This is a genomic window from Thalassobacillus hwangdonensis (assembly GCF_042675915.1).
Lineage (GTDB): Bacteria > Bacillota > Bacilli > Bacillales > Halobacillaceae > Thalassobacillus_A > Thalassobacillus_A hwangdonensis.
The window spans coordinates 937,848-963,964 of sequence record NZ_JBHTKL010000005.1; the positions used below are offsets into that span (position 1 = coordinate 937,848).

At 43.7% G+C, this 26,117-nt stretch carries 27 protein-coding genes; 22 read left to right on the forward strand and 5 right to left on the reverse strand.

The features are described 5' to 3' along the window. Positions 1-52 precede the first annotated feature (52 nt). From prfB to ACFQ2J_RS14155, 14 genes are all read left to right on the forward strand, one after another. Positions 53-1,154, forward strand: a protein-coding gene (gene prfB, locus ACFQ2J_RS14090; RefSeq protein WP_386061712.1) for a peptide chain release factor 2 whose coding sequence is annotated in 2 segments (ribosomal slippage) — positions 53-124 and positions 126-1,154 — 1,101 coding nt in all. Because the reading frame shifts where the segments join, the coding sequence is not laid out codon by codon here. A 112-nt stretch (positions 1,155-1,266) separates the two neighbouring features. Continuing rightward, the gene (locus ACFQ2J_RS14095) at positions 1,267-1,545 is read left to right on the forward strand and encodes a YhdT family protein (protein ID WP_386061714.1); all 279 of its coding nucleotides are present in this window, start codon (positions 1,267-1,269) and stop codon (positions 1,543-1,545) included. After that, entirely contained in the window at positions 1,542-2,978 is a 1,437-nt protein-coding gene (gene panF, locus ACFQ2J_RS14100) for a sodium/pantothenate symporter (RefSeq protein WP_386061717.1), read from the forward strand. Before ACFQ2J_RS14095 ends, panF begins: the two co-directional genes overlap by 4 nt. Positions 2,979-3,185: 207 nt before the next feature. Continuing rightward, positions 3,186-4,055, forward strand: a complete 870-nt coding sequence (gene galU, locus ACFQ2J_RS14105) for a UTP--glucose-1-phosphate uridylyltransferase GalU (protein WP_386061720.1) — start codon at positions 3,186-3,188, stop codon at positions 4,053-4,055. Positions 4,056-4,256: 201 nt separating this feature from the next. Then, positions 4,257-5,123 (forward strand): YitT family protein, encoded by an 867-nt coding sequence (locus tag ACFQ2J_RS14110; protein ID WP_386062515.1) that lies wholly within the window; start codon positions 4,257-4,259, stop codon positions 5,121-5,123. Positions 5,124-5,187: 64 nt separating this feature from the next. Further along, entirely contained in the window at positions 5,188-5,547 is a 360-nt protein-coding gene (gene cccB / locus ACFQ2J_RS14115) for a cytochrome c551 (RefSeq protein WP_386061723.1), read from the forward strand. A 476-nt stretch (positions 5,548-6,023) separates the two neighbouring features. Continuing rightward, positions 6,024-6,710, forward strand: coding sequence for a cell division ATP-binding protein FtsE (ftsE, locus tag ACFQ2J_RS14120; RefSeq protein WP_386061726.1), 687 nt, complete (start codon positions 6,024-6,026; stop codon positions 6,708-6,710). Continuing rightward, on the forward strand, positions 6,700-7,596 hold the full coding sequence (gene ftsX / locus ACFQ2J_RS14125; RefSeq protein ID WP_386061729.1) for a permease-like cell division protein FtsX: 897 nt from the start codon (positions 6,700-6,702) through the stop codon (positions 7,594-7,596). The genes ftsE and ftsX overlap by 11 nt, the downstream gene beginning before the upstream one ends. Positions 7,597-7,650: 54 nt before the next feature. Next, entirely contained in the window at positions 7,651-9,018 is a 1,368-nt protein-coding gene (locus tag ACFQ2J_RS14130) for a murein hydrolase activator EnvC family protein (protein ID WP_386061732.1), read from the forward strand. A 134-nt stretch (positions 9,019-9,152) separates the two neighbouring features. Continuing rightward, complete coding sequence (locus ACFQ2J_RS14135; RefSeq protein WP_386061735.1) at positions 9,153-10,688, forward strand: S41 family peptidase; 1,536 nt, start codon at positions 9,153-9,155, stop codon at positions 10,686-10,688. A 107-nt stretch (positions 10,689-10,795) separates the two neighbouring features. Then, positions 10,796-11,980 carry a PDZ domain-containing protein gene (locus ACFQ2J_RS14140; RefSeq protein ID WP_386061738.1) on the forward strand — a complete coding sequence of 395 codons (1,185 nt, stop codon included), beginning with the start codon at positions 10,796-10,798 and terminating at the stop codon, positions 11,978-11,980. A gap of 150 nt (positions 11,981-12,130) precedes the next feature. Next, the gene (locus ACFQ2J_RS14145) at positions 12,131-12,703 is read left to right on the forward strand and encodes a YdhK family protein (protein ID WP_386061741.1); all 573 of its coding nucleotides are present in this window, start codon (positions 12,131-12,133) and stop codon (positions 12,701-12,703) included. 146 nt (positions 12,704-12,849) lie between these two features. Further along, on the forward strand, positions 12,850-14,172 hold the full coding sequence (locus ACFQ2J_RS14150) for an APC family permease (protein WP_386061744.1): 1,323 nt from the start codon (positions 12,850-12,852) through the stop codon (positions 14,170-14,172). A 72-nt stretch (positions 14,173-14,244) separates the two neighbouring features. After that, entirely contained in the window at positions 14,245-15,132 is an 888-nt protein-coding gene (locus ACFQ2J_RS14155; protein ID WP_386061747.1) for a multicopper oxidase family protein, read from the forward strand. A gap of 46 nt (positions 15,133-15,178) precedes the next feature. Here ACFQ2J_RS14155 and ACFQ2J_RS14160 read toward each other — a convergent pair whose 3' ends face one another. After that, the gene (locus tag ACFQ2J_RS14160) at positions 15,179-15,724 is read right to left on the reverse strand and encodes a hypothetical protein (RefSeq protein ID WP_386061750.1); all 546 of its coding nucleotides are present in this window, start codon (positions 15,722-15,724) and stop codon (positions 15,179-15,181) included. 147 nt (positions 15,725-15,871) lie between these two features. Here ACFQ2J_RS14160 and ACFQ2J_RS14165 point away from each other — a divergent pair, with 147 nt between their 5' ends. The 5 genes from ACFQ2J_RS14165 to ACFQ2J_RS14185 all read left to right on the forward strand — a co-directional run bounded on the left by ACFQ2J_RS14165 (position 15,872) and on the right by ACFQ2J_RS14185 (position 22,104). Then, the gene (locus ACFQ2J_RS14165) at positions 15,872-17,404 is read left to right on the forward strand and encodes a multicopper oxidase family protein (RefSeq protein ID WP_386061753.1); all 1,533 of its coding nucleotides are present in this window, start codon (positions 15,872-15,874) and stop codon (positions 17,402-17,404) included. Between the two features lie 147 nt (positions 17,405-17,551). Next, positions 17,552-18,937, forward strand: coding sequence for a sensor histidine kinase (locus tag ACFQ2J_RS14170; RefSeq protein ID WP_386061755.1), 1,386 nt, complete (start codon positions 17,552-17,554; stop codon positions 18,935-18,937). Continuing rightward, complete coding sequence (locus ACFQ2J_RS14175) at positions 18,930-19,613, forward strand: response regulator transcription factor (RefSeq protein WP_386061758.1); 684 nt, start codon at positions 18,930-18,932, stop codon at positions 19,611-19,613. The genes ACFQ2J_RS14170 and ACFQ2J_RS14175 overlap by 8 nt, the downstream gene beginning before the upstream one ends. 109 nt (positions 19,614-19,722) lie before the next feature. Next, positions 19,723-19,950: an SHOCT domain-containing protein gene (locus tag ACFQ2J_RS14180; protein WP_386061761.1), complete on the forward strand. Its 228-nt coding sequence runs from the start codon at positions 19,723-19,725 to the stop codon at positions 19,948-19,950. 18 nt (positions 19,951-19,968) lie between these two features. Beyond that, positions 19,969-22,104, forward strand: coding sequence for a heavy metal translocating P-type ATPase (locus tag ACFQ2J_RS14185; protein WP_386061764.1), 2,136 nt, complete (start codon positions 19,969-19,971; stop codon positions 22,102-22,104). Positions 22,105-22,161: 57 nt separating this feature from the next. On the opposite strand, the gene ACFQ2J_RS14190 is transcribed toward ACFQ2J_RS14185, so the two are convergent. Then, positions 22,162-23,175 carry a F510_1955 family glycosylhydrolase gene (locus tag ACFQ2J_RS14190; protein WP_386061767.1) on the reverse strand — a complete coding sequence of 338 codons (1,014 nt, stop codon included), beginning with the start codon at positions 23,173-23,175 and terminating at the stop codon, positions 22,162-22,164. An 80-nt stretch (positions 23,176-23,255) separates the two neighbouring features. Continuing rightward, positions 23,256-23,465 carry an SHOCT domain-containing protein gene (locus tag ACFQ2J_RS14195; protein WP_386061771.1) on the reverse strand — a complete coding sequence of 70 codons (210 nt, stop codon included), beginning with the start codon at positions 23,463-23,465 and terminating at the stop codon, positions 23,256-23,258. Positions 23,466-23,669: 204 nt separating this feature from the next. Here ACFQ2J_RS14195 and ACFQ2J_RS14200 point away from each other — a divergent pair, with 204 nt between their 5' ends. Further along, positions 23,670-24,401 (forward strand): urease accessory protein UreH domain-containing protein, encoded by a 732-nt coding sequence (locus ACFQ2J_RS14200; protein WP_386062518.1) that lies wholly within the window; start codon positions 23,670-23,672, stop codon positions 24,399-24,401. Between the two features lie 61 nt (positions 24,402-24,462). Here ACFQ2J_RS14200 and ACFQ2J_RS14205 read toward each other — a convergent pair whose 3' ends face one another. Beyond that, positions 24,463-24,792: a four-helix bundle copper-binding protein gene (locus ACFQ2J_RS14205; RefSeq protein WP_386061774.1), complete on the reverse strand. Its 330-nt coding sequence runs from the start codon at positions 24,790-24,792 to the stop codon at positions 24,463-24,465. Positions 24,793-24,903: 111 nt separating this feature from the next. Here ACFQ2J_RS14205 and ACFQ2J_RS14210 point away from each other — a divergent pair, with 111 nt between their 5' ends. Together ACFQ2J_RS14210 and ACFQ2J_RS14215 are read left to right on the forward strand one after the other, a co-directional pair. Then, positions 24,904-25,395, forward strand: a complete 492-nt coding sequence (locus ACFQ2J_RS14210; RefSeq protein ID WP_386061777.1) for a metallophosphoesterase family protein — start codon at positions 24,904-24,906, stop codon at positions 25,393-25,395. A 111-nt stretch (positions 25,396-25,506) separates the two neighbouring features. After that, on the forward strand, positions 25,507-25,782 hold the full coding sequence (locus tag ACFQ2J_RS14215; protein ID WP_386061780.1) for a hypothetical protein: 276 nt from the start codon (positions 25,507-25,509) through the stop codon (positions 25,780-25,782). Between the two features lie 97 nt (positions 25,783-25,879). Here the strand turns inward: ACFQ2J_RS14215 and ACFQ2J_RS14220 are convergent, their stop codons facing one another. Then, complete coding sequence (locus ACFQ2J_RS14220; protein ID WP_386061783.1) at positions 25,880-26,095, reverse strand: hypothetical protein; 216 nt, start codon at positions 26,093-26,095, stop codon at positions 25,880-25,882. Between the last annotated feature and the right edge of the window lie 22 nt (positions 26,096-26,117).

The window sequence follows — 26,117 nt, forward strand, 5'->3', positions numbered from 1 at the left end:
AGAGAGTGTTTTCCAATGTAAACGCAACATACTACTTTTTGAGGTGATCATTATGGATATGGCAGAAATTCGTCATGAATTGGATAAAATGGCTAAGTTATTAGCGGACTTCAGGGGGTCTCTTTGACGTCGATGAGAAGAAGGCCCGCATTGCAGAACTAGAAAATGAAATGACCGCACCTGATTTCTGGAACGACCAGAATGCAGCGCAGAAGGTCATCAACGAAACAAATGCACTGAAAGACATGGTCGTAATTCTTGAAAAACATGAGGAAACCCATGAAAATCTTGAAGTTTCCTATGAGCTAGTCAAAGAAGAAGGCGATGAGGAACTGGCGGAAGAGCTTGTCGAAGAAGTCCAGCAGCTTTCTGCTGACCTGAGTCAGTTCGAATTGAACATGCTGTTAAGTGAACCGCATGACAAGAACAACGCAATTCTTGAACTTCACCCAGGTGCAGGCGGAACAGAGTCCCAGGACTGGGCGAGCATGCTTCTGCGTATGTACACGCGTTGGGCTGAGGATAAAGGTTTCAAAGTGGAAACGATGGATTATCTCCCTGGTGATGAAGCCGGTGTGAAAAGCGTTACACTTCTGATCAAAGGTCATAACGCATACGGATATTTGAAAGCGGAAAAAGGGGTACACCGCCTCGTCCGTATTTCACCATTTGACTCTTCAGGCCGTCGTCACACCTCATTTGTATCATGTGATGTCATGCCGGAATTTGATGACGATATCGAAATCGACATTCGCACCGAGGACTTGAAGATCGACACGTACCGTTCCAGTGGTGCAGGTGGACAGCACGTCAACACGACGGATTCCGCTGTTCGTATTACCCACACACCAACAAACACGGTAGTAACCTGTCAATCCGAGCGTTCACAGATCAAGAACCGTGAAAAAGCGATGAAGATGCTGAAGGCAAAGCTTTATCAGCTTGAAATTGAACGACAGCAGCAGGAACTGGATGAAATCCGAGGAGAAAAGAGCGAAATCGGCTGGGGAAGCCAAATCCGTTCCTACGTGTTCCACCCATACTCCATGGTGAAGGACCACCGTACGAATAAGGAAATCGGAAACACCCAAGGCGTCATGGACGGAGATCTCGATCCATTCATCGACGCATACCTCCGCTCACAAATGAATTAAGACAAACAGAGAGGATGCCCACACCAGGACATCCTCTTTTCTTGTTACTGATTCATTAATAACGTTTACACTATTGTTCTGTTAAAATACATGTAAAAGGAGGACGTACATAATGGAAAGAAAAAAATCAGATCCTCGATTTAAAATCGCCAACCGTGAAGCACTCATCGGCGTGGCGCTCGTCATTTTCAACTTCATCTGGTGGTACGCCTTCGCTTATGGACTCGGATCCAAACCACCGGAAGAATATACATTCATCTTCGGACTACCAGCCTGGTTTTTCTACAGCTGTGTCGTAGGCTTTCTCGTGATGGTGCTACTCGTTACTATCATCGTAAAGAAATGGTTCGTCGAAGTCCCATTTGATGAGGAAGGGAGGAGCGAACCGTGAACTGGGCAGTCATTTTACCGTTAGTCATTTTTCTTATTATCATTTTCGCAATCGGTTTTTGGGCGAGCAAGTCGCTCCGAACCACCGATAATTTCTTATCAGAGTATTTTCTTGGCGGCCGTCAATTAGGTGGGTTCATCCTCGCCATGACGATGATTGCTACATATGGAAGCGCCAGCAGCTTCATCGGCGGGCCAGGAGTCGCGTACACGCAAGGACTAGGTTGGGTACTCCTTGCCATGTCCCAGGTTGCTACCGGCTATTTCGTCCTGATGATCCTTGGGAAAAAGTTCGCCATCATGGCGAGGAAATACAATGCTGTAACGCTGATCGACTTTTTGAAAGGTCGTTACAATAGCAAATGGGTTGTGCTCATTTCTGCCTTCAGTATCATCATTTTCCTATTTTCAGCAATGGCAGCCCAGTGGGTCGGAGGAGCAAGATTGATTGAATCGCTGACTGGCCTGTCTTATCTCGGTGCGCTGTTCATTTTTGCAATCTCAGTCATCATCTACGTCATCATCGGTGGATTCCGTGCGGTCGCTTTGACCGATACGGTCCAGGGGATCATTATGCTGCTTGGCACATTGATTTTACTGATTGCTACGATTGTTGCCGGTGGAGGAATCAGCAACATCATGACGGACCTGCAAGCGGAGAATCCAAACTTAATCACGCCATATGGTCACGATGGTTCTTTATCCGCTACCTATGTATCCTCGTTCTGGATTCTAGTTGGTGTTGGCGTTGTCGGTCTACCGCAAGTGACCGTCCGCGCAATGTCCTATAAAAATTCGAGAGCGATGCATCGCGCATTGATCGTTGGTACGATTGTCGTAGGGTTTATTATGTTAAATATGCATTTAATCGGTGTGTTCGCACGTCCGATTTTGCCAGGCATCGAAGTTGGGGATAAGGTCATGCCACTGATTGCATTAGAAGTGCTGCCGGCATGGCTTGCAGGAGTCGTTCTGGCCGCTCCGATGGCGGCAATCATGTCAACCGTCGATTCGCTGCTCTTACTTGTAAGCTCTGCAGTCGTGAAGGACGTTTATCTCAACTATGTCGAACCGAAAGCATCCCATAAAAAAGTGAAGCGACTTAGCATCGGTGTCACAGCTATCTTAGGAATCGCTGTCTTCCTGATGGCGCTCGACCCGCCGAACCTGCTGATCTGGCTGAACCTATTCGCATTTGGTGGACTTGAAGCAGCCTTCATCTGGCCGGTGGTACTTGGACTTTACTGGAGCAGAGGTAACAGCCAAGGCGCGCTCGCTTCCATGCTGACTGGAATTGGAAGCTACATTCTGTTCCACTACCAGTTCCCATCAGCCCTGGGCATGCACACCGTAGTCATCCCAGTCCTCCTATCTCTGGTGGCCTTCATTACTGTAAGCTTACTAACAAAAAGGGATTTGGAGAGCTTTGCTTAAATTATATAAATGAATCCATTGATACTACTGGGTAAAGTGGAAGGAAAACTGCGAGACTCCAGCGGGAATAGATGGGCGGCAAGACCCCACCAGGCGAAGCCTGAGGAGGCTTGCCCACATCCCCGCAGGCAAGCGAGTAGTTTCCCTGAAACGGTATCTTGTCATTAGGTAATGGATTCCTTTTATTCAGAAAGGGGTCAGCATTCCATGAGAGTAAGAAAAGCAATCATACCCGCAGCAGGACTAGGCACACGCTTCCTCCCAGCGACAAAAGCAATGCCGAAAGAAATGCTCCCGATCGTCGACACCCCGACCATCCAGTACATCGTCGAAGAAGCGATCGATTCCGGCATCGAAGACATCATCATCGTCACCGGAAAAGGGAAACGCGCCATCGAAGACCACTTCGATCATGCGGTCGAACTCGAGGACAACCTTTTGAAAAAAGAGAAGTTTGATTTACTGGAAAAAGTGAAGCAGTCCTCTGACGTCGACATCCATTACATCCGGCAGAAAGAACCGAAAGGACTCGGACATGCCGTCTGGTGCGCTCGGAAATTCATCGGAGATGAGCCATTCGCTATTCTCTTAGGTGATGATATCGTCCGTGCAGATAAGCCTTGTCTAAAGCAGATGATTGAACAGTTCGAGCAGACAGCGTCCTCGGTCATCGGTGTCAAACAGGTTCCAGAAAACGAAACACACCGCTACGGGATCATCGAACCTGAATCACAGGATGCTAATCTCTACAAAGTCAGGAATTTTATTGAGAAACCTTCTATAGAAGAAGCGCCGTCCAACCTTGCTATTATGGGCAGGTATATTCTAACGCCTGAAATTATGACGTTGCTTGATGACCAGGACACCGGCGCCCAAGGTGAGATACAACTTACAGATGCCATTCAGCGGCTCAATCAGTACCAGCGTGTCTATGCTTATGAATTTGAAGGGAAACGCTATGATGTCGGTGACCAGCTCGGTTTCATCCAAACTACGATTGAAATGGCACTGGAGCGTGACGATATGCGTGAAGAAGTCATGTTAATGCTCCGAGAAATATTAAATGAACAACTTTAATCCAAGCGGTGCCCATCTAAAACGATGGGCACCGTTTTTTCTATGCTGCTTTACCTCGTTAATGCGTTATCCTGATCGCGTTTACACCTTGTACCCCAAGTGATATACTCCTCTCTTGTGAGCATAAAAACAACACAGCAACGGAAGCTAAAGCAAGCATTCATTCATAAATTTTACAGCTTGAGGTGAGCAACGATGATGATGTCTCAGAAATACCGCAGAAAACCGATGCCGACACTGACACGAAACATCCTAGAATACAGCCTTGTCATCTTAGGATCGTTTTTCGTAGCATTGGCATTCAACGTATTTTTATTACCGAATAACATTGCATCCGGAGGCGTTTCGGGGATCAGTACGATCACTAAAGGTGTCTTCGGCTGGGAACCTGGAATTGTCCAGTGGGTGTTGAACGTACCATTATTCATCATGGGCGTGGTCATCCTTGGGAAAAATTTCGGTGCGAAATCGTTCGTCGGCACAATGGTTCTGCCCCTGTTCGTCTTGTTGACGAGTGGATTAGAATCGGTAACTCCGAACCCATTACTCGCTGCCATTTTCGGCGGAATGGGTGTCGGTTTAGGATTAGGAATCGTGTTCAGAGGGAGAGCATCTACCGGTGGCATCGACCTTGCCGCCCAAGTGCTCCACAAATACACGCACCTGCCACTAGGCATCTCGGTCGCGCTATTGGACGGAATGATCGTCATCACATCAGCGATGGTCTTTTCCCTAGAAGAAGGTCTGTATGCACTGATCGGACTGTTCGCGACAAGTCGTACGATTGATTTTGTCCAGGTAGGATTGAACACATCCAAAAATGTGATGATCATTAGTGATTATGTGGATGACATCCGTGAAGCGGTATTGAATGAAATCGATCGAGGAGTAACCGTACTGAACGGTTCAGGTGGATTTACCGATCAAGAACGACGGATCGTCATGTGCGTCGTCCAACAGAACGAATTCATCAAATTGACACAAACTGTCAAGATGATTGACCCCCATGCGTTCGTGGTCGCTATGAACGCTACAGAGGTACTTGGAGAGGGTTTTAAATCTTCATAAGTGGGATATAATATCCTTGATAGTGCTCTGCTATCATACTTTACTTCGTTAGGGGGAGTAACAGATGAAAAAGAAATTATTAGCTGTCCTTTTCGGCTCAGCACTTGTACTAGGTGCTTGTGGCGGAAATGACGAAGGTGCCGAAGAGCCTGCAGATAACGGTGGCGACACTGGCACAGAAGAATCTGCTGGCGGTGACGTTGACGCAGCAGCTGCTGAAAAAGCATACAAGCAAAGCTGTGCGAGCTGTCACGGTGCAGACTTATCCGGAGGAGCTGGACCATCATTGAAAGATGTAGGATCCAAGTACTCCAAGGATGAAATTGCTGACATTATCAAGAATGGTAAAGGAAGCATGCCAAAAGGACAAGCAACAGGCGATGACGTAGACTTGATTGCAAGCTGGCTAGCAACTCAAAAGTAAAAAACGTACTTACCCAAAAAAGCCCGACCGCCAAAGGTCCGGGCTTTTTTGTATGGGAATGGATGTAAAGATATTGTTGATGATCTATGGCGTTGAGGAGGTGAAAATGGGCCGACTCCTGCGGGAAATGAAGAAAGACGAGACCCCACAGGGCGTTAGCCGAGGAGGCTCGTCATCTTCCCCGCGGAAAGCGGTCCATTTTTTCTCCCTCAACATCCAAGTAGGAGTTCTGTGAAAATTTGTCGAAAAGTATTTCAAAACAATGTCGAAAAATAAAGAGGGATTTAGGCGCATTTTGCAGAAATATTAAAAATAATCCATAAATTGAAAAGAAACTGTAACATAAATTTGTCTAATAAACCAAACATGAGATGTTATAATGTAAAAGAATTGTCGAAGTAAAGTAGGAAGATTTGGCAATAGAGGAGATAACATCCTAAGAATTAACAACAATTGGAAATAAAGGTGATAAATATATGATTGATATGCAAGGAATTTATAAAACCTATCCAAATGGCGTAACCGCATTGAATGGGTTGGATGTACATATTGAGCAAGGAGAATTCGTCTATGTCGTCGGACCAAGTGGCGCAGGAAAATCGACATTTATCCGTCTGATGTTCCGTGAAGAGAAGCCGACCAAAGGTTCGATCATGGTAAATAGCACGAATCTTAATAAAGTAAAAGAACGGAAGATTCCGAATTTCCGCAGAAACATCGGTGTCGTGTATCAGGACTTCAGACTGCTGCCAAAACTATCAGTCTATGAAAATGTCGCTTTCGCACTTGAAGTGATCGAAGAGTCCCCTAAAAATATCAAACGCCGTGTGATGGATGTTTTGGATCAAGTCCGTTTAAAAAATAAAGCGCGCTTCATCCCTGATGAATTGTCAGGTGGAGAGCAGCAGCGTGTGTCGATTGCACGTGCCATCGTCAACCATCCTCAACTACTGATTGCCGATGAACCTACTGGAAACTTGGATCCAGATACTTCATGGGAAATCATGCAGATTTTAGAGGAAATAAACGCGACAGGTACGACAGTTGTCATGGCTACGCACAGCAAAGAAATTGTCAACACGATCCGCAAACGTGTCATCGCAATTGAAGATGGACAGATTGCTCGTGACGAGAAGCGAGGTGACTACGGCTATGAAGCTTAGAACAGTCGGAAGGCACATTCGTGAAGGTGGAAAGAACGTGTGGCGAAATGGATGGATGACGATTTCATCTATAGGAGCGGTCACGACCACACTTTTACTTGTAGGGATCTTTCTTGCACTGATGCTCAACTTGAATGAAATCGCAGAAAAAGTTGAGAAAGATGTCGAAATAAAAGTATTAGTCGATCGTACCGTTGAAAAGGACTCCGAAGTCGAGGCAATTGGTGATAAAATCAAAGACATTTCAGGAATTGGAACGGTCACATTCTCACCCAAAGAAGAAGAACTTAAGAACTTGATCGACAGTATGGGTGACGAAGGTAAGGCTTTCGAAATGTTCGAACAGACCAATCCGCTGAATGACGCTTATGTCATCAAACCGGCAGATCCGTTGGATACATTGGATATCGCGGCTGAAATTGAAGGATTTGAAGGGATCCATAAGGTCAATTACGGAGAGGAGATCGTCCAAAGGTTGTTCAAATTCAATGAGTATGCCAGAAATATCGGGTTGGCATTGATCGTTGGACTTGTATTCACAGCCATTTTCCTTATTTCAAACACAATCAAGATTACAATCATTGCGAGAAAGCGCGAAATTGGAATCATGAAGCTGGTCGGTGCGACGAACAACTTCATTCGCTGGCCATTTTTCATTGAAGGTTTGATTTTGGGTGTTCTTGGTTCAATTATCCCGATTGCAGCGGTAGTGAGCGGTTATTACTACGTGTACTACAATTTGAGAGATCGAATTCAGTTTGAATTCATTCAACTGCTACCATTCAATCCGTTTGCACTCCAATTATCATTGTTGATTCTTGGAATCGGAGCATTTATCGGAGTATGGGGCAGTGTGATGAGCGTACGTAAATTCTTGAAAGTATAAAAAAGTGACGGAAACGGATTTTCTGGAGATGGAGAAGGGGGAGCATGGATCAGGATGAAGAGGCTATTGACGTCAATTATTACCTTAGTGATGGTAGCATCAACTGTACTATACTCTACAGAAGTTGCAGCCAATAGTAATTTGGATAGTGTCCGAAAAGAGATGAAAGATTTGGAAGGCCAACAAGGCGAGCTTAAGAGCAAAGAAGGAAGCATTGAAGATAAGAAAAGTGAAACAGAAGATAAGATTGCTGCCAACAAATCCAAACAGCAACAAACAAAGGACAAAATTGCAGCATTGGACCGCAAGCTTTCTGAAACTTCCTCAAAGTTGAAAGCGAAAGAATCAGAAATTGAAAAAACAAAAGCAGAAATCGAAAAGACCCAGGCTGAAATCGAACAGCTGAAAAAAGAGATCAAAGCATTGCAGGAACGTATCAAAAAGCGTGAAGAAATCTTAGTCGATCGTCTCCGTTCTCTTCAGGAAAATGGCGGAGATGTCAGCTACCTTGAAGTATTGATGGGAGCTCAGAACTTCGGTGATTTCCTTGATCGTGCGAACGCTGTAACGACAATCATGGATCAAGATAAGAATATCCTTGATACTCACCTTGCTGACAAAAAAGAATTGCAAGCTAAAAAGGTTCAAGTCGAAGAAAAGATGAAAAATCTTGAAAATCAAAAAGCAGAACTAGAAGATCAAAAAGCTCAGCTGGAAAACTTGAAAGCTGATTTGGATAATCAAAAAGCTGAAAAAGAGAAATTGATGGCTCAGCTTGAAGAAGAAGAAGAGCACTTGCATGATCATAAACTTGAGTTGCAGGAAGAGCAGGAAGCAATCCGTAAGCAGCAGGCTTCCATCCAAGCAGCTATGCAGGCAGCGAAAGAGCAGGAGGCTGAAATCCAGGCAGAGATCAAGCGTAAGGAAGAAGAAGCCCGTAAAGCAAGAGAAGCTGCCAAGAAGAACAATTCATCCTCGAGCAGTTCTAATGAATCAACCCCTGAACCAGTATCCACAGGAGGCGGTTCATCGAACTTCATCTGGCCAGCAGCAGGATATGTTTCTTCCGGTTTCGGAGGACGTTCTCTAGGTCAGCATTATGGAATCGATATCGCAAAAGCAGGCACAGTACCGATCAGAGCTGCGGCAGGAGGAACGGTATTCCGTTCTTACTACTCAGGCACATATGGTAACACGGTATGGCTAACGCATTATGTCGATGGGCAGGTATATACAACTATTTATGCACACATGAGCTCTAGGACAGTAAGCGAAGGACAGACTGTTAAACAAGGACAGTTGTTAGGTAACATGGGGAACACCGGTCAATCCTACGGACAGCACTTGCACTTCGAGCTTCATAAAGGAACATGGAATGCATCTAAATCAAATGCAGTAAACCCGCTACCGTATCTTCCATAAAATTTATACTGGACATGCATAGGGGTTTTATGGCATAACATAGAATAAAGGCATCGCACAATTTCGGTGTGATGCCTTTTTGTTACATCTGAAACATACACCTCTTGAATTCTAACTACAGAAGGGTGAATACGATGAATCTTAGAATGCGTTATGTCGCTATACTTATGGTCTTGGCGCTGCTTTTGGGAGCTGCCGGTTCGTATGCAGGAATCAAGATTGCTCAATCGGAAACACCGAAGACGGAAACAACAGATGAGGGCCAGACGGCCAATGCGGATAAAGAAACGAAGAATTTTGCCGAGCTGGATGAAGAAGAAAGAAAAAGTCTTTTTGAAAGCATAGCAGGCAAAGGCTCTGATGATAAAGATGCGTCAGAACTTGAGAAAATCGAGAAAGCTTACGATATCATCGAAGAAAATTATGTCCAGAATGTGGACAAGGATCAGCTGATTGAAGGCGCTATCCAGGGGATGCTTGGCACATTGGAAGATCCATACAGCGTCTACATGGATAAAGAAACGATGGCGCAGTTCAACGATTCGATCGAATCCTCATTCGAAGGAATCGGTGCAGAAGTAAGTATGGTGAATGGAAAAGTGACGGTTGTCGCACCTATCAAAGGATCGCCTGCTGAAAAAGCTGGTCTGAAACCGAATGATCAGATTTTAGAAGTCGATGGAGAAAGTGTAGAGGGACTGGACCTTTACGATGCCGTTTTGAAAATTCGTGGGGAAAAAGGAAGTAAAGTAACGTTGACGATTCAACGTCCAAGTGCTTCCGAGCCACTGAAGGTGGATATTACCCGGGACGAAATTCCATTGGAAACGGTCTACTCTGACATTAAAGAAGTCGATGGCAAAAAAGCAGGTGTGATTGAAATCACGTCGTTCGCTGAGCAGACAGCAGAGGACTTCTCAAAAGCATTGAAGGAATTGGAAGGTAAAGGAATCGATGGACTCGTCATCGACGTGAGAGGGAACCCTGGTGGCCTCTTCACAGATGTTCAGGAAATTTTGAAAGAGTTCATTCCGCAGGATACTCCTTATGTACAGGTGGAAGATCGTAACGGTAAGAAAACACGATACAAATCAACAATTGATAAGAAGAAAGACTACCCGATCACTGTACTGCAGGATGAAGGCAGTGCGTCTGCATCTGAAATCCTCTCAGCTGCTATGAAAGAAGCTGGAAAGTACGAAGTCGTTGGTACGAAGAGTTTTGGAAAAGGTACGGTGCAACAGGCGATTCCGCTGGAGGATGGTAGCACGATCAAGCTTACCCTCTTCAAGTGGCTGACTCCTGAAGGTAACTGGATCCATGAAAAAGGTGTCAAGCCGACCATAGAGACGAAGCAGCCGGAACACTTCTACACGAATCCGGTCAGCATCGAAGAACCTTTCGAGTACGATGACAATCATGAAAAGATCAAAAACCTCCAGGTCATGCTTGAAGGATTGGGGTATGATCCAGGACGAACAGATGGTTATTTCAGTAAAGCTACTGAACAGGCAGTCAAAAAATTCCAGAGTGAAAATGATCTGACTGCAAGCGGTAAGCTTGATCAGGAAACCGGTGGAAAAATCGAAGAAAAAGTGATTGAAAGTGTCCGTGATGATAAAAATGATAAGCAAATGGACAAAGCACTCGAAGTATTATTCGGTGCGTAAGCAGGAATTTGCTGACAGATAGCGAAATATATCCGTAGTCGATAACGGCTGCGGATTTCCTGTTTTTTTAAAAAGAGAAAGCTGGATACATATTAGGAGGAATCATCTTGGGGGACTGGTTAATCGAGTTGTTGAAAGGAACAGGGCGACTGTTTTTACAGCCATTGTTTTATTGGGCGATTATGCTTGCACTCGTCTTATCCTATAAACGAATAAAGAAAGAACGAAGGCTATTCGGGACCCGTATTTTTGATGTATTTGCTGAAAGTAAACGGACAATTGGAGTGAGTTTGATTACTGGGCTGATTCTCTCAGCACTTTTCCTTGTTGGCGGGTTCGTTGTTTCCTTCCCGGTCATCTTACTGATTTCCTTGGCAATCATCCTTTTTACATTGCCGTTGAAATTGAAATGGGCATCTGCTGCCTATACGTTTCCTATTGCACTTATCGCGTTAATTATTATTAATGAACGTGACCTTCTCCCTGAATATTGGAACGACGCACTCTCTGATGTTTCATTGACTGGAGTGGCATTGATGATGGGAGCATTACTGCTCGTCGAATCTCTGATCATGTTGCGAACTGGTTACCGTGAAACCTTCCCTGAACTGGTCCCTGGTACGAGAGGGAAATGGGTAGGTCAACACCGATTGAAAAAGTTGATGGTCATTCCTTTCTTCCTGTTCATTCCAGGTGGTGCCATCCTATCCTTCGCTCCTTGGTGGCCACTGTTGGACATTGGAGGAGAAAGTTATGGTCTGATGCTTGTACCTTTGATCAGTGGTTACGAATTCATCGCGCGGGGCCAGAACCCTGTTTCAGCTGCCAAACATATCGGCAGAGGTCAATTTTTCCTAAGTTTTATCGTAATCGGTATGGCAGTTGGAAGCTACTGGTTGGAAGCTCTTGTCATCGTTGGGCTTGTTACTGCTCTGATTGGCAGAGAGTTCATCCATCTATTCCATCGGATCCGTGATAAAAAACAGCAATACTTTTCAGCTACAGGTCATAGTCTCAAGATTCTCGGTATCATCCAAGGAAGTCCTGCAGATAAGATGGGCTTGCTTGAGGGAGAACAGATCGAGCGCATCAATCAGCGACGCGTAACGAATGAACGTGAATTCTATGAAGCGATCCAAATCAACCGTGCGTTTTGCAAAGTCGAAGTACGGAATCATAAAGGACAGGTGCGCTTTGCTCAAAGGGCTATTTATGAAGGAGAACATCATGGCTTAGGGATCATTCTAGTAAAAGAAGACGGAGCCCGAAAGCAACAGAAGAGTTATGGTTGAACACCTAATAGAATGAACCCTGCTAAACGATTGAAGCTGCTTACATTGTAAGCGGCTTTTTTTTGGTACAAAGCACCTATCTTTTCTCGATAAAAACTGCACGCAATCGAAATATACTTTTGCTCATACCATATTAGAGGAGAATGTCCAATGTTGAAAAAGTATTCTTTCATTCTGGTGATTTTTATCTTTTTGTTGGCTGCATGTTCAGACAATAGTGAGAACAATGCAAGCAACGAGAACTCAAACGAACAACAAGTAGAAAAGAACGAGTCCGACCATAGTGGAATGAGTCATTCAGGTTCTGGAAATATACCTGAAGGGTTAAAAGAAGCAGAAAGCCCAAAATTCGCGGTTGGTGATAAAGCCATCATCGAGGATAGTCATATGGAAGGAATGAAAGGGGCGGAAGCGACAGTTGTAGGTGCCTTTGATACGACAGTTTATACTGTCTCATACGATCCTGTAAACGGTGGAGAGACAGTGACCGACCATAAATGGGTCATTCATGAAGAACTGAAGAACCCTAGTGAGGTTGCGTATGGTGTCGGGGACGAAGTGATTCTTGAAGCTGACCACATGGATGGTATGAGCGGAGCAGCAGCAACGATTGATTCAGCAGAAGCTGCTACAGTGTACATGATAGATTTTACACCGACAGACGGTGGAGAAGAAGTGAAAAATCACAAGTGGGTTAGTGAAGATGAATTAAAACTATATTGACCAACCCTTAGACTATTCAATGTGAATAGTCTATTTTTTATCTCCAATCCATTTGCTCTCCTTTTCGAAGCATCCTATTCTCTGCATAAAATCTGCAAATTCCATGGGTACAGAAGCATAATAAGCAAGTGAAAGAGGTGGGTCTTATGGGTGAGTATAAAGAAAACAGCCTGTCATTGATAGGAGCAATAGGTTTAGGGACTGGAGTCATGATCAGTGCCGGCATTTTTGCCCTGCTTGGACAGGTTGCTGAGTTAGCGGGGACATGGTTTCCCCTTATCTTCATCGTAGGGGGCATCGTTACCGGGTTCAGCGCCTATTCCTATGTGAAAATGAGTAATGAATATCCATCTGCTGGTGGTATTGGTATGTTCCTTATGAAGGCTTATGGAAAAGGAACGATTACAGCATCTGCCGCTATGCTGATGGCGATCTCGATGGTCATCAACCAAAGTCTGGTTGCGCGGACATTCGGAACGTATACATTGCAGCTTTTTGGAGGAGATGAACTAGGTTACCTGGTTCCTATATTGGGCGTTGGTCTACTGATTTTCGCTTTTTTAGTGAATATTTCAGGAAACGCGTTCATTCAGACGTTTACATCAATCGTATCTTTATTGAAAATTATCGGATTGGTCATATTCGCCTTGGGTGGACTTTGGGTAGCCGGGTTTTCCATTACACCAGCTGAAGGTGGTGGTGGAACAGCGGATTCTACAATCGCAAGTATTGTTGCTGCGGTTGCCCTTACCATCCTATCATTCAAGGGGTTTACGACAATTACAAACAGTGGTTCTGAAATCGTCAAGCCGAAGAAAAATGTTGGGCGGGCGATCGTAGCTTCCATTTCCATCAGCTTGATTGTTTACTTACTGATCGCATGGGCAGTTTCCAGCAATCTCCCACTTGGTGAGATTATCAAGGCAAAGGATTACTCCCTTGCTGAAGCTGCAAGACCGGCATTTGGTGATCTTGGCGTCTGGTTCACGGTAATCATAGCGATCATTGCTACCATTTCCGGAATTATCGCAAGTGTGTTCGCTGTATCCAGGATGCTTGCGATGTTGACGAATATGAAGCTGATTCCTCATAAACACTTCGGTATGCCTGGTCGTATCCAGAAACATACTCTGGTTTATACCATAGTCCTGGCAATGGTACTGGCTGTAGTGTTTGATTTGAGCAGAATCGCTTCTGTTGGAGCTATTTTGTATTTGGTCATGGACATGATCGTTCATTGGGGTGTGTTGAAACATTTACGGAACAAAGTGGACGCCAAGCCTGCCATTGTCATAACTGCGCTTATTTTGGACGCGATCGTGCTAGCTGCATTCATATGGGTGAAAGCAGTCAACGATTGGCTCATTGTTGCTGTGTCCGTAGTATTCATCCTGCTTATTTTCGTAGGTGAATATCTGTTTTTAAAATCGAATCCAGTAGAAGAGGAAGAACACGGTCATGACCACTGATAAGCAGCACTTTTCGATGATATAAAGTTTAAATTTACCATTGTCTACAAATTTCATTGGGAGGGAACAACGATGCATACACCAAACCTTAACCAGTTGTTTGGAGAGATCGAGGATGGGGTCAAATATTTTGAATTGAGAGCTGAACCAGTTCGGCAGGAAGTGCTGGATGGGATATTCATTGAAGGGTGGGGCTATAATGGCTCCATTCCCGGACCAACCATCATAGTGAATCCTGGTGATGAAGTTTGTATAAAGGTATATAATGAATTGCCGGAAAAAACGAGCATCCACTGGCACGGGATGGATATTCCGCAGAAAATGGATGGAGCGGCACAACTTCAGCCATCTCCAACTATAGAGCAGGGTGACTTCTATGAATATCGATTCAAAGTGGTCAATCCACCAGGCACACATATGTATCATACCCATCTTAATACGCAGGTGCAGCAAATGATGGGATTAGGAGGTGGGTTCATCATAAAAGACGAGAATGATGAAGTGGATTATGACTACTTTCTTTTACTGCAGGAGTTCGCGGTCGAGGATTTAGAACACATGACCTTAGAAAAGGGGACGTATAAGGTGGATGCTCATTCTCATGATTTCAATTTCTATACGATCAACGGTAAATGCTTTCCTGCTACTACACCGATGAAAGCCGAGGAAGGGAAAGATTTACGGATCCGGATGGGGGCACTTGGTCATAGTCTGCACCCGATGCATGTCCACGGGCATCAGTTCACAATCGAAAATCAGGACGGTAATCCACTTCCTGAAACGATGAAAATGAAGCGCAATAGTGTTTCATTATCATCAGGGGAAACCTTCGAAGTGAAGATTCATGCCAATAATCCAGGTTCATGGCCATTTCATTGCCATACGCCCCACCACATGGCTAATAATCATACAGAAGGTCATGGAGGGATGATGACTTCAATTGAATATATTGAAAAATAATTCAAAAGGGGACTCCTCATTGAGAAGTCCCTTTTGTTATATGCATTTACATGGAATGTGATCCATGTCCAGAATGTCCATGATTCTCAGGAAAAACAGAACCTGAGTATTCCAATGCGAAAAACAGACACAAAAAAACAGCAAGATAGAGAAGGGGATGATTCAATCGTTGGGTTCCCCTCAATATAAGAAGATTGTAAATGATGAGGAGGGTGTACATGAAAAACAACAGTTTTACGATTACATCATCGTAAGGAGGAACAATCATTACACCAAGCATCGCTCCCATCATCCCACCCATCACTCCGGACGATATCCCTTCCAATACAGCTGATTCACTGATGGCCCCACCCAGCAATCCACCAATGATAAATCCAATCATCATGCCGGAGAAAGTAGGTATGAACAGATTACCAGATAAAACGATTCCTGCAATCGTGCCTCCAAGCATACTTACATTCATGCTGATCGCCATTGTTCCTGCCATCCTGTACATCTCCGTAACAGCCTCTCTATTTTTATAAAGAAACAATCCACTTGTTACAGTCAACATAAAAGTTGCAACAATTATGATCAACAGTGCAATAGTCAAACCTGTCCCCCCTTGTCCTTTTTCTAATGGTATGAAAAGGATAGCAGCTTCTATTCCTGGATTTTTTCAGTGAACTGCATAGTATCTGCAAAATTATCGGGAACACCCATACTGGTATATGAAAATCAGGATAGGAGTGTACTTAATATGAACAGAAAAGTGATTGGATCCATTTTGATCATTTTCCTATTAAGTGTTTTGGTTGCAATGTATTTCCTCTCGTCTTCGAGGAGCGACAACCAAACACTTCCAAATGGAGTGAAAGAGGATGGGGAAAGTATATTGAATCTGAAAGCTGAAGCGTCAGGGGATCGCCCAATTAAAGAGTTCAAGTTGACCGCAAAAGAGTCAGATTGGAAATTCGATGCGGAAAATAGAGTACAGGCATGGACATATAACGGAACTGTCCCTGGTAAAGAATTGAGGGTACAGGAAGGCGATTATATCAAAGTCGATTTGAAGAATGAGTTGGATGTACCTGTGACCATTCATTGGCACGGCGTCATCTTACCTAACAAAATGGATGGAGTACCAGGATTGACCCAGGATGCAGTTCAGCCTGGTGAAACCTTCATGTATGAATTCGTTGCTGGTGACGCAGGTACTTACTGGTATCATTCCCATCAGCATAGCTCAGAACAGGTGGACAAGGGATTATATGGCATGTTTATCGTAGAAGAGAAAGAAAAGACCTATGCAGTCGATCAGTCATTTATTTTGGATGAATGGGCAGTCAACTCGGAAAAAGAGAGCATGTCCAACATGGCTGGTATGATGAGCGGCAGCATGCAAGGGGATGGAGAAGCGGATACGAAAGAAATGTATGATACGTATACAGTAAACGGAAAGACAGCATCTGAAGTGGAAGCCCTTGTGCTTGAAAAAGGAGAAAAGGCAAGGGTGAGATTAGTGAATGCAGGTTATCAGCAGCATCGACTCGTTTTTCCAGAGGGTACAATGAAAGTAATTGAAGTGGATGGAGAAGCAGTAAAAGGCACAGCAAACTCTTCCAATGTCCTGGAAATCGCCCCTGGAGAAAGAATGGATGTGGAAATCACTCAAAAGAAAGCAGAACCATGGGTCATCAGTGGTGTTGATTCTCCTGAGAATTCACCTGGAATTACAATTCCCGTAAGTCCGAAAAAGGGAGTTGATGTTACTGAGCTTAAGAATGCGACAACGAATCAATCTGAAGCTATTATGGAAGGTACCTCTGCAGGAAGTGAAGAACTGATTTTCAATGAGGAGCCGGAGAAAGTGGATGTGTCCTACACAATGGATTTGAATATGGGGATGAACATGGGGGAAGGGATGGTCTTCCAGATCAACAACGATACATTCCCTGATACACCACCGATCCGGGTGGAAGAAGGTGACGTGGTGAAGGTTGACATAAAGAATTCGGGGAGATTGAATCATCCGATGCACCTGCATGGTCATCGTTTTCAAGTGGCATCCAAAAATGGTGAGAAGTATGATTCTCCGATTGTCAAAGACCTGCTGAATGTTAAACCGGGTGAAACCTATGTCATCTACTTCAAAGCTGATAATAAAGGGGAATGGCTCTTCCATTGTCATGATAACAACCATGCGGACAGAGGAATGGTGACGGTCTTGGACTATGAAGGCGTTTATTCTCCATTCGGTCTGGATGGTAAGGCAGACAATCAGCCGAATTGATCATATAATCTCCATTATTTCTGCATCACTTAGCCTTAAACTGTAATGTAGAGAGATTTTGACCTTTTCTATCACATTCTTTATGGTGATCTTTTTCATTGGTAAGATAGAAAGTACTCAGTACAAATAAGAGAAGAGGATCACTCTATGTGGAATAAATTATCATTCAGAATAGCCTTGTTGTTTTTCATTTTTATCACCATCATTGAATTGTTGTTGTTCTTTGTTTTGTATTCCGGATTGGCATCCAATCGGATCGAGGAAGTGCTGGAAGGACTGCAGGCAAGGGGAAACAGTCACAGGGATGTATTAGAAAAGAATTTTGATGTGGCCACTCTCAACCATGTTGCATTGATGGAAACAGAAGCCTCTACAGATGTAGTCATCATCGATATGAATGGAGAGGTCCTTGCAACATCGGCACCTATCAGCCTAGAAAAGGACAAGTTAATCAAAGCGCATGATCATCATGACTCGCATCAGGGAAGGGTGATTGAAGAGAGATGGAAGACTGAGCCGTATATCGCAACCCTTGCTCCGATTGTGGTAGAAGGGGAACTACGGGGATATCTTTACATGTTTTCACCTTCCAGTTCAGTTGAGAATGTAGTGACGGAACTATCTACACAATTTTTATATATCAGTCTGGTCACCATCATCCTGACGGTCATCACGATTTTCATTCTGACACGCTTCATTACGAGACCATTGATCAATATGAAAAAGGTTACTGAAAAAATCAGTACAGGTAAGACGAGTGTTTCTTTACCGACATTACGTAATGATGAGTTAGGGGAATTATCACGGGCGATACAGACATTAGCCAGTGATCTGGATCATTTGAAACAAGAGAGAAATGAATTCCTTGCGAGCATTGCACATGAGCTGCGTACCCCTCTGACCTATGTCAAAGGTTACGCTGATATAGCAGCTCGTGAGAATCTCTCTCAGCAGGACAGGGAAAAATACTTGCAAATATTGAAGGAAGAGGCCACTCACCTGACGATGCTCGTTAAAAATCTATTTGATTTAGCTAAAATGGATCAAAATGAATTTGCCATTGAACAGGCATGCACACCACTGTGTCAGCCACTAAAAAAGGTGACAGAACGTGTAGCTCCTGTTTTTGAACAGCATAAAATCCAGATTCATATGGACTGTCCTGATGAACTGGAAGTGTACATCGATGAAGAACGAATCCAACAAGTGATACTGAACCTTTTGGACAATGTATTGAAGCATAGTCCGCCTGAATCGAATGTGAATATTACCGCTAGTGAAAAACAAAAACATGTCCAATTGAAGATTCAGGATGAAGGGGAAGGGATCCCTGATGAGGACCTTCCATATGTGTTCGACAGACTCTATCGTGTGGATAAGTCTCGTTCCAGGGCAAGCGGAGGTACTGGTCTTGGTCTAGCGATTGTACAAGAAATCATCCGGTTACATGGAGGTTCCATTTTTGTAGAAAGCCAAATGGGAAAAGGCACAACATTCATCATAGAGTTGCCAAGGGGGAAAGATGATGAATAAATTACTGATTGTCGATGATGAACAGCGAATGGTGGATTTATTGCAGCTGTATTTAGAACCAGCAGGATTCTACTGTGATGTTGCTACAAATGGAGATGAAGCACTTCGGAAATTGGATGCCAATCATTATGACCTGGTTCTGCTGGACATCATGATGCCAGGAACAAGCGGGTGGGAAGTATGTAGGAAGGTTCGCCTGAATTCCCGAATTCCCATCATCATGATCACTGCCAGAGAACAGAAAGAGGACATCATCAAAGGCTTGAGACTAGGCGCGGATGATTATATCACTAAGCCATTCGATTCAGAAGAATTGATCGCCAGGATAGAAGCGCTTCTTCGTCGAACGGGTGTGGAAACAATGCTCGAAGTGGATGGATTGATATGGGATGAAACCAATCACAACGTATCCTATCAGAAAAAAGATATAAGGCTCACGCCTAAAGAGTTTTCCATCCTTGGATATGTGATGCGTCATCCCGGCCGTGTATATGAAAGGGAACAGCTGATTGAATTGATTTGGGGATTCGAAGCGGAGACAGAAGGAAGGACGATCGACTCTCATGTCCGAAATATGAGAGAGAAGATAAGAAAATCTGGCTTCCCGATCGATAGCTATTTCACTACAGTATGGGGAGTCGGCTATAAATGGCTGAACCAGCCTAAACACCAATAAGGTTCATGAGGAAATAAGGAGCAGTTGAATAGCTGTCCTTTCGTTTAATTAAATACCATACCGGGAATGGGTATAACATATAAAAATTATCAAATAGGAGATGATAATGATGATGAATGGCGGCGGAGGAATGGGCGGCTTTTTTGGATTCGGGTTCATTGGAATACTGATTATCATTGCAATCATTTTTATCGGGTTTTGGATGATGAATAATTCGGGTTCAAATCGAAATGGAAAATCAGGCAGTTCTTCGATTGATACATTGAAAGAGCGCCTGGCAAGAGGGGAAATTTCAGAAGAAGAGTATGATCGTCTGAAAAGGAAAATGGACGAATAAAAAGAAAGGAGAATAGCGATGAACGACAAACACAATCATAATCACACGTCTGATCATGAACATGAAAACGAACATAACCATTCACAGTCCAATGACGGCAATAATGATCATGAACATCATCATGACCATGGTGACCATGAAGACCATGAAGATCATGGACATGACCATAGCGATCATGATCATTCCGGTCACGATCATAGTCATCATGGCCACGACCATGGAGATATGCTGAATGATTTTAAGAAACGTTTCTATATTTCGTTGATTCTAACTATACCTATTTTGATATTGTCGCCAATGATCCAGGACTTCATCGGGGTCGATTGGCGTTTCCCTTATGATATGTACATTCTGTTTGGCTTATCTACCATTGTGTTTTTCTATGGTGGCTGGCCTTTCCTCACTGGTGCTAAAGATGAATTGAAACAGAAGAATCCAGGGATGATGACTCTGATCGGGCTTGCAATATTAGTCGCTTATGGATACAGCTCGCTAGTTGTTTTCGGGTGGTCCGGTAAGAACTTCTTCTGGGAACTTGCTACCCTGATTGATATCATGCTGCTCGGTCATTGGATCGAAATGAAGTCCGTAATGGGCGCATCCAATGCATTGGATGAACTGGTCAAACTGATGCCGAATGAAGCACATCGACTCAAAGAAAACGGGGAAACAGAAGATGTAGAGGTGTCTGAGTTATCATCTGGTGATAAGGTACTTGTAAAACCAGGAGAGAAGATCCCAGTTGATGGAATTATTACAGAGGGTAAATCAGCCATTGATGAATCGATGCTGACAGGTGAGTCCTTGCCTGTAGAAAAAAATGAACAAGACGAAGTGATCGGAGGTTCCGTCAATCAGGAAGGATCCTTGACGATCGAAGTGAAAAATACAGGGGATGATACCTATCTCTCGAAGGTAGTAACATTAGTAAAAGAAGCACAGGAATCCAAGTCAAAGACACAGGATTTGGCTAACCGGGCCGCTAAATGGTTATTTTACTTAGCATTGACTGCCGGAATTACCACTTTGGTCATCTGGCTCGCATTAGGCTATGCGTTCGATGTGGCGCTAGAGCGAATGGTGACGGTGATGGTCATTACTTGTCCACACGCCTTGGGACTTGCTGCTCCATTGGTAACTGCGGTATCTACAGCTATCTCAGCTAAGAAAGGTCTATTGATCAGGAACCGCACCAACTTTGAAGGCGCGAGACAATTGAATGCAGTAGTATTTGATAAAACAGGAACGCTGACCGAAGGTGAATTTGGCGTCACCAATATCATTCCACTTGGCAGCAATGAAGAGAATGAAGTACTGCGCTGGGCTGCAAGTGCCGAGCAGAATTCAGAACATCCTCTAGCTGCAGGAGTGTTGAATGAGGCTGAAAAGCGGGAAATCAAGTTGAAAAAAGTGTCCGATTTTGAATCGATGACTGGAAAAGGCTTGAAAGGTACAGTGGAAGGCAAAGAAGTGTTGGTTGTAAGTCCAGGCTATGTGCAAGCACAGTCTTATGAATACGATAAAGAAGAATTCCAACGCCTGGCTGAAGAAGGAAAGACGGTCGTATTTGTTTTACTAGACGGAGATTTGATCGGGATGATTGCAATGGCAGATATGGTTCGTGACTCTGCAAAAGAAGCGATCAGTGAACTGAAGGAAATGGGAATCCATCCGATCATGCTTACTGGTGATCATCAAAAAGTAGCTGACTGGGTAGCGAACCAGCTCGGTATAGAAGAGGTATATGCGGAAGTACTCCCGCATGATAAGTCCGACCAGATCAAGAAGATAAAAGAAAAAGGTTGGAAGGTTGCGATGACTGGAGACGGTGTCAATGATGCACCAGCGCTAGCTACAGCAGATCTGGGTATCGCGATCGGAAGTGGAACAGATGTCGCAATGGAAACAGCGGATGTCGTACTAGTCAAAAGTAACCCAAAAGATGTCGTCAGCATCATGGAGCTCTCCAAGAAGACGTATCGCAAAATGGTACAGAACCTTTGGTGGGCGGCCGGTTATAACATCTTTGCCATTCCATTAGCAGCTGGCGCACTTGCTTTCATGGGGATCGTTCTGAGCCCTGCAGTGGGTGCTGTACTGATGAGTCTGAGTACTGTCATTGTAGCGATCAATGCAAAATTACTGAAAGCTTGATAAGCATAGTGAAAACCCCTGCTGCCTTCTCATCGGCAGCAGGGGTTTTGTGTGCATTTACTCATTCACAGTTTTTCCATTTTCAATGATCGATTTCCACTCCGTACCCTTGCCTTTGTTGACAAAAGCCTTGCCATTAAAGGTGAGTATCGTAAATGCTTCAGAGTCATTAGGATTTTGTGCCATATACATAACGCCATCCTGTTTCATTTCAGGAAGTTCGACGGTTTCCTTGGATTCGTTTTCCAAATCATATTGGACCAACTCAGGGTTTTGATAATAGGTTGCAAAGTACAAGTGAGTGTCAGTGAAATGGACGGCAGTCCCTTGTCTGTCTTCTGCAGAAATCAATTCGAATGTGTTACCGCCATCTGTGCTTAAATAGACCCCACTTTTTGCAGCGGCTGCTACGACTTCTTTGTTTTGAGGGTGGACTGCAATCGTATACAGCTCTTTTCCAAGTCCTTCGGCTTTGGCTTGCTCCCATGACTGTCCGTCATCGAAGCTTTTGTATAGTCCTGTACCGATCTCAGAGTTTTCATGTTGGTTGTACACATAGATGGCATGACTTTCATACCCAACTCCCATCAGATGAAAGTCTGTTTCCCCTTCAAAAGCCAATGCCTCCAAGGACTTTCCTCCATCTGAACTTTTCTGTAATCCGATTGGATTAGGCAGGTCTGACTCCGGTCCAGGGTGACCAGATGTGTAAAACCCTTCATTGACCGCATTGAAACCCATATAATCGTTATTCATCTCTTTTGTGCTATACCATGATTGCCCATCGTAAAGTTTCAATCCCGAGTGTGATGCTACCATGAGGTTATTGGTTTTATCGTAACCGATGCCATGGACGTGCTCGACTGCTCCATCGAAGGCTTGATAAAAATCATCATTCGAAATGGATGATTCAGAGGCAGTTGTACTGCTTTTGTCTTCTTGTTTTGTTTGATCCTGGCTTTCTTCCTGTGCTGGTGCTTGTGTGTCCGTTTCTGTCTCGTCTGATGAATCATTACAACCTGCCAGGAACACTCCTAAAGCCAAGCTGCTGATCAATACTGTTTTCTTCATGTTCATATCCTCCATGTAGTGTGCTTACAGAATCATTTCTACAAGGATCCTGTGCTGATTCAATTGTGAGTGTGTTCACTTCAGCTTCTTGTAATTCTATACTTTATCCGATAGAATTCCTCTTCACTTATTTCTCCATTTTTGAATCTTTCTTCTAAAATTTCGATAGGGGTGTCGGTACTCAGATAACTTCTCATTAACACAATCCCCACCAAAGAAAGGATAATAATCCCGATCATGAAAACAAAAATCATCCACCCTGAATTTCCGTATCCATGAATCATGTGCATGATTTTCACCCTTCTCTTAGTATTGAATCTAACATAGCAGAATTATTTGAAGAAATTTTGCAGGACTGAGATTTTTATTGAAAAAGTTCACTTCGCAAACACAATAACTTACGCACCCCGTTCATCACTTGATCCTCTTCACAGTTTCTTCACACTTACCCGTTATAATGAGGGAAGTACTTATTAATAGGAGTTGAAAGCATGTTGTACCAGTGGTTCAGTCAAATCAGCAACCTTTTCAGTGAACCTTTTTTCAGCTTGGCAAATCAATGGGAAAGCATACCGATTCTATTTGCGCTTTTATTAGGAGTAGTCGGATCGGTGGCACCCTGTCAATTGACCGGAAACATCGGAGCAATCACTTTATATGGCAATCGCTCGTTACAAAGAAATTTTCCTTGGTCACACATACTACTTTTCATCCTTGGAAAGATTGTTGTATTCTCCTTATTAGGTTTAATGGTGTGGTTGATTGGAAGCGGAATAGAAAAGCAGTTTACGACATACATACCTTTTTTAAGGAAAAGTATTGGCCCTTTAATCATTTTGATTGGTGTTTTTCTTGCAGGATTTATAAAATTTCATAAAAACATTACCATTTGGAAAGTTCCTGAGAAATATTTGAAGGAGGGCAGATGGGGAAGTTTTTTAATGGGGGTCAGTTTTACCCTTGCTTTTTGTCCGACCATGTTTGTATTGTTTTTTCTGACTCTTATGCCGATTGTTGTGAGCACATCCTATGGGATGGTGTTGCCTGGAATATTCGGAATAGGGACTTCAGTGCCGTTGCTTCTTTTTATTTTCCTGATTTGGTATTTCGGTTTAGGTGGTACGTTTATGAAGAAAAGCAGAAATGTCGGAAGGGTCATTCAGAAACTTGCAGGGTGGATTCTGATTATAATCGGTATTTTGGATACACTGGCATATTGGGGATGATGGAAACCCTGGTAGAAGTAAAAAAAGAGCTCCAGCCAAAAAGGGCTGGAGCTTTGCTGTTTTATGCAATAAGCTTTTCACATTCATCTGCACACTTACGGCAAGCATCGGCACATTTCTGGCAGTGGTCATGATCATGCTTCGCACATTCATCTCCACATGCACGACAAGCTGCCACACATAACTGAGCGTATTCTTTAACGAATTGAGTACCAAGGGTCAATGCTTTTTCAAACTCAGAGCAGATATCTGCACATTCGCGATCGAGACGGACACATTCTGCCATATGTTTCAAATCTTCTTCTTGCAAACATGATGTATAACAGTGGTTGCAGGCTTCCATGCATTCGTGTAACGACTTAATGACTCCAGCGTACTGTTCATGACTCATAATTGAATACCTCCTAAGGTTTTGGTTACAGTTTGTATAATTCCACAAACCTGTCTAGATAAACGTCTTATTTTAACAAAATAAGGGAATACAAGGAGCAGAGGTGATTGCATGAAGGTCGTCGTCCTATCCGACACGCATATGCCAACAAAAGCGAAACAGCTGCCTGTCAGGCTGCTTGAAGAATTGAAAACTGCGGAGCTGATCCTACATGCCGGTGATTGGCAGTCTTTGAATGTCTACGATACATTAAGCACATTTGCTGAAGTGAAGGGTGTAACAGGTAATGTTGACGGGAATGATATGAAGGAGAAGTTCCCTGAACAACAAATCATTGAAGTGGGAAAGTACAGGATTGGACTTGTGCATGGTCACGGTGAAAAGAAAACGACGGAAAAACGGGCAATCGAAGCCTTTGAGGACACTGAGGTAGATATCATCGTTTACGGACACTCCCATATCCCAGTAACGAGGTATTTCAAAAAGACGCTGTTGTTCAATCCTGGATCGCCTACGGATAAACGGGCACTTCCATACTACTCGTTCGGCATCCTCCATCTAGGAGAAGAGTTGAAAGCTGAGCATATCTTTTTCCAGCATTAAAACTTTTTGCCTAATTTGTGAACTTTTTGTGTCAAAACTGCGAACGATTTGTTACAATTATTAGTAAGAATACGCTTACACGGAATTTACACAAAGAAGGAGATGAATCTAATGGGGATCATATTAATGTTCATGCTGCTTGCATCAGTGACTCCATTCATATTCGTCCAAATGAAAAAGCTGTCACTGGCAATTGCACAGACGGTATTGCTTGTAGGAATGTGGCTGTACTATTTTGCAGCGGTTTTCCAAACAGCACCAGCGGCATTTTCACTCACTTGGACAACATTCTATTTGAGCCTGGTGTTGGCTGAAGTGGCTTGGGTGATGTTCATCATCGCTGCCGTAAAGTCTTCCGAAGCATTCCAAAACATGATTTCTGAATAAAAATAAATCCCTCTTCCATCGTCGGAAGAGGGATTTTTTATCGTCCAGAGGAAGTTTACTCTGATGAGTAGTGACCAACTAGGACGCTTATGCTTATTCATGTCTGATCAGTCAGTTGCTTCAATTGGACGAGTTGGATGACTGCTTGAGAAAATGCGAGTACTGCTATCCCGACAAGCAGGGTCTTTGGTGAGTATTCTGAGTAGAATGCCACCCAAAGGGTGAATGCGGTCAAAACAATACATAGGACGAAACCGATCATCGGCTTCCACTGACTTACAGCTTCATTCTTTTGCGTGGGTTGAAAATTCATGTTTGTTCACCATCCAACTTTC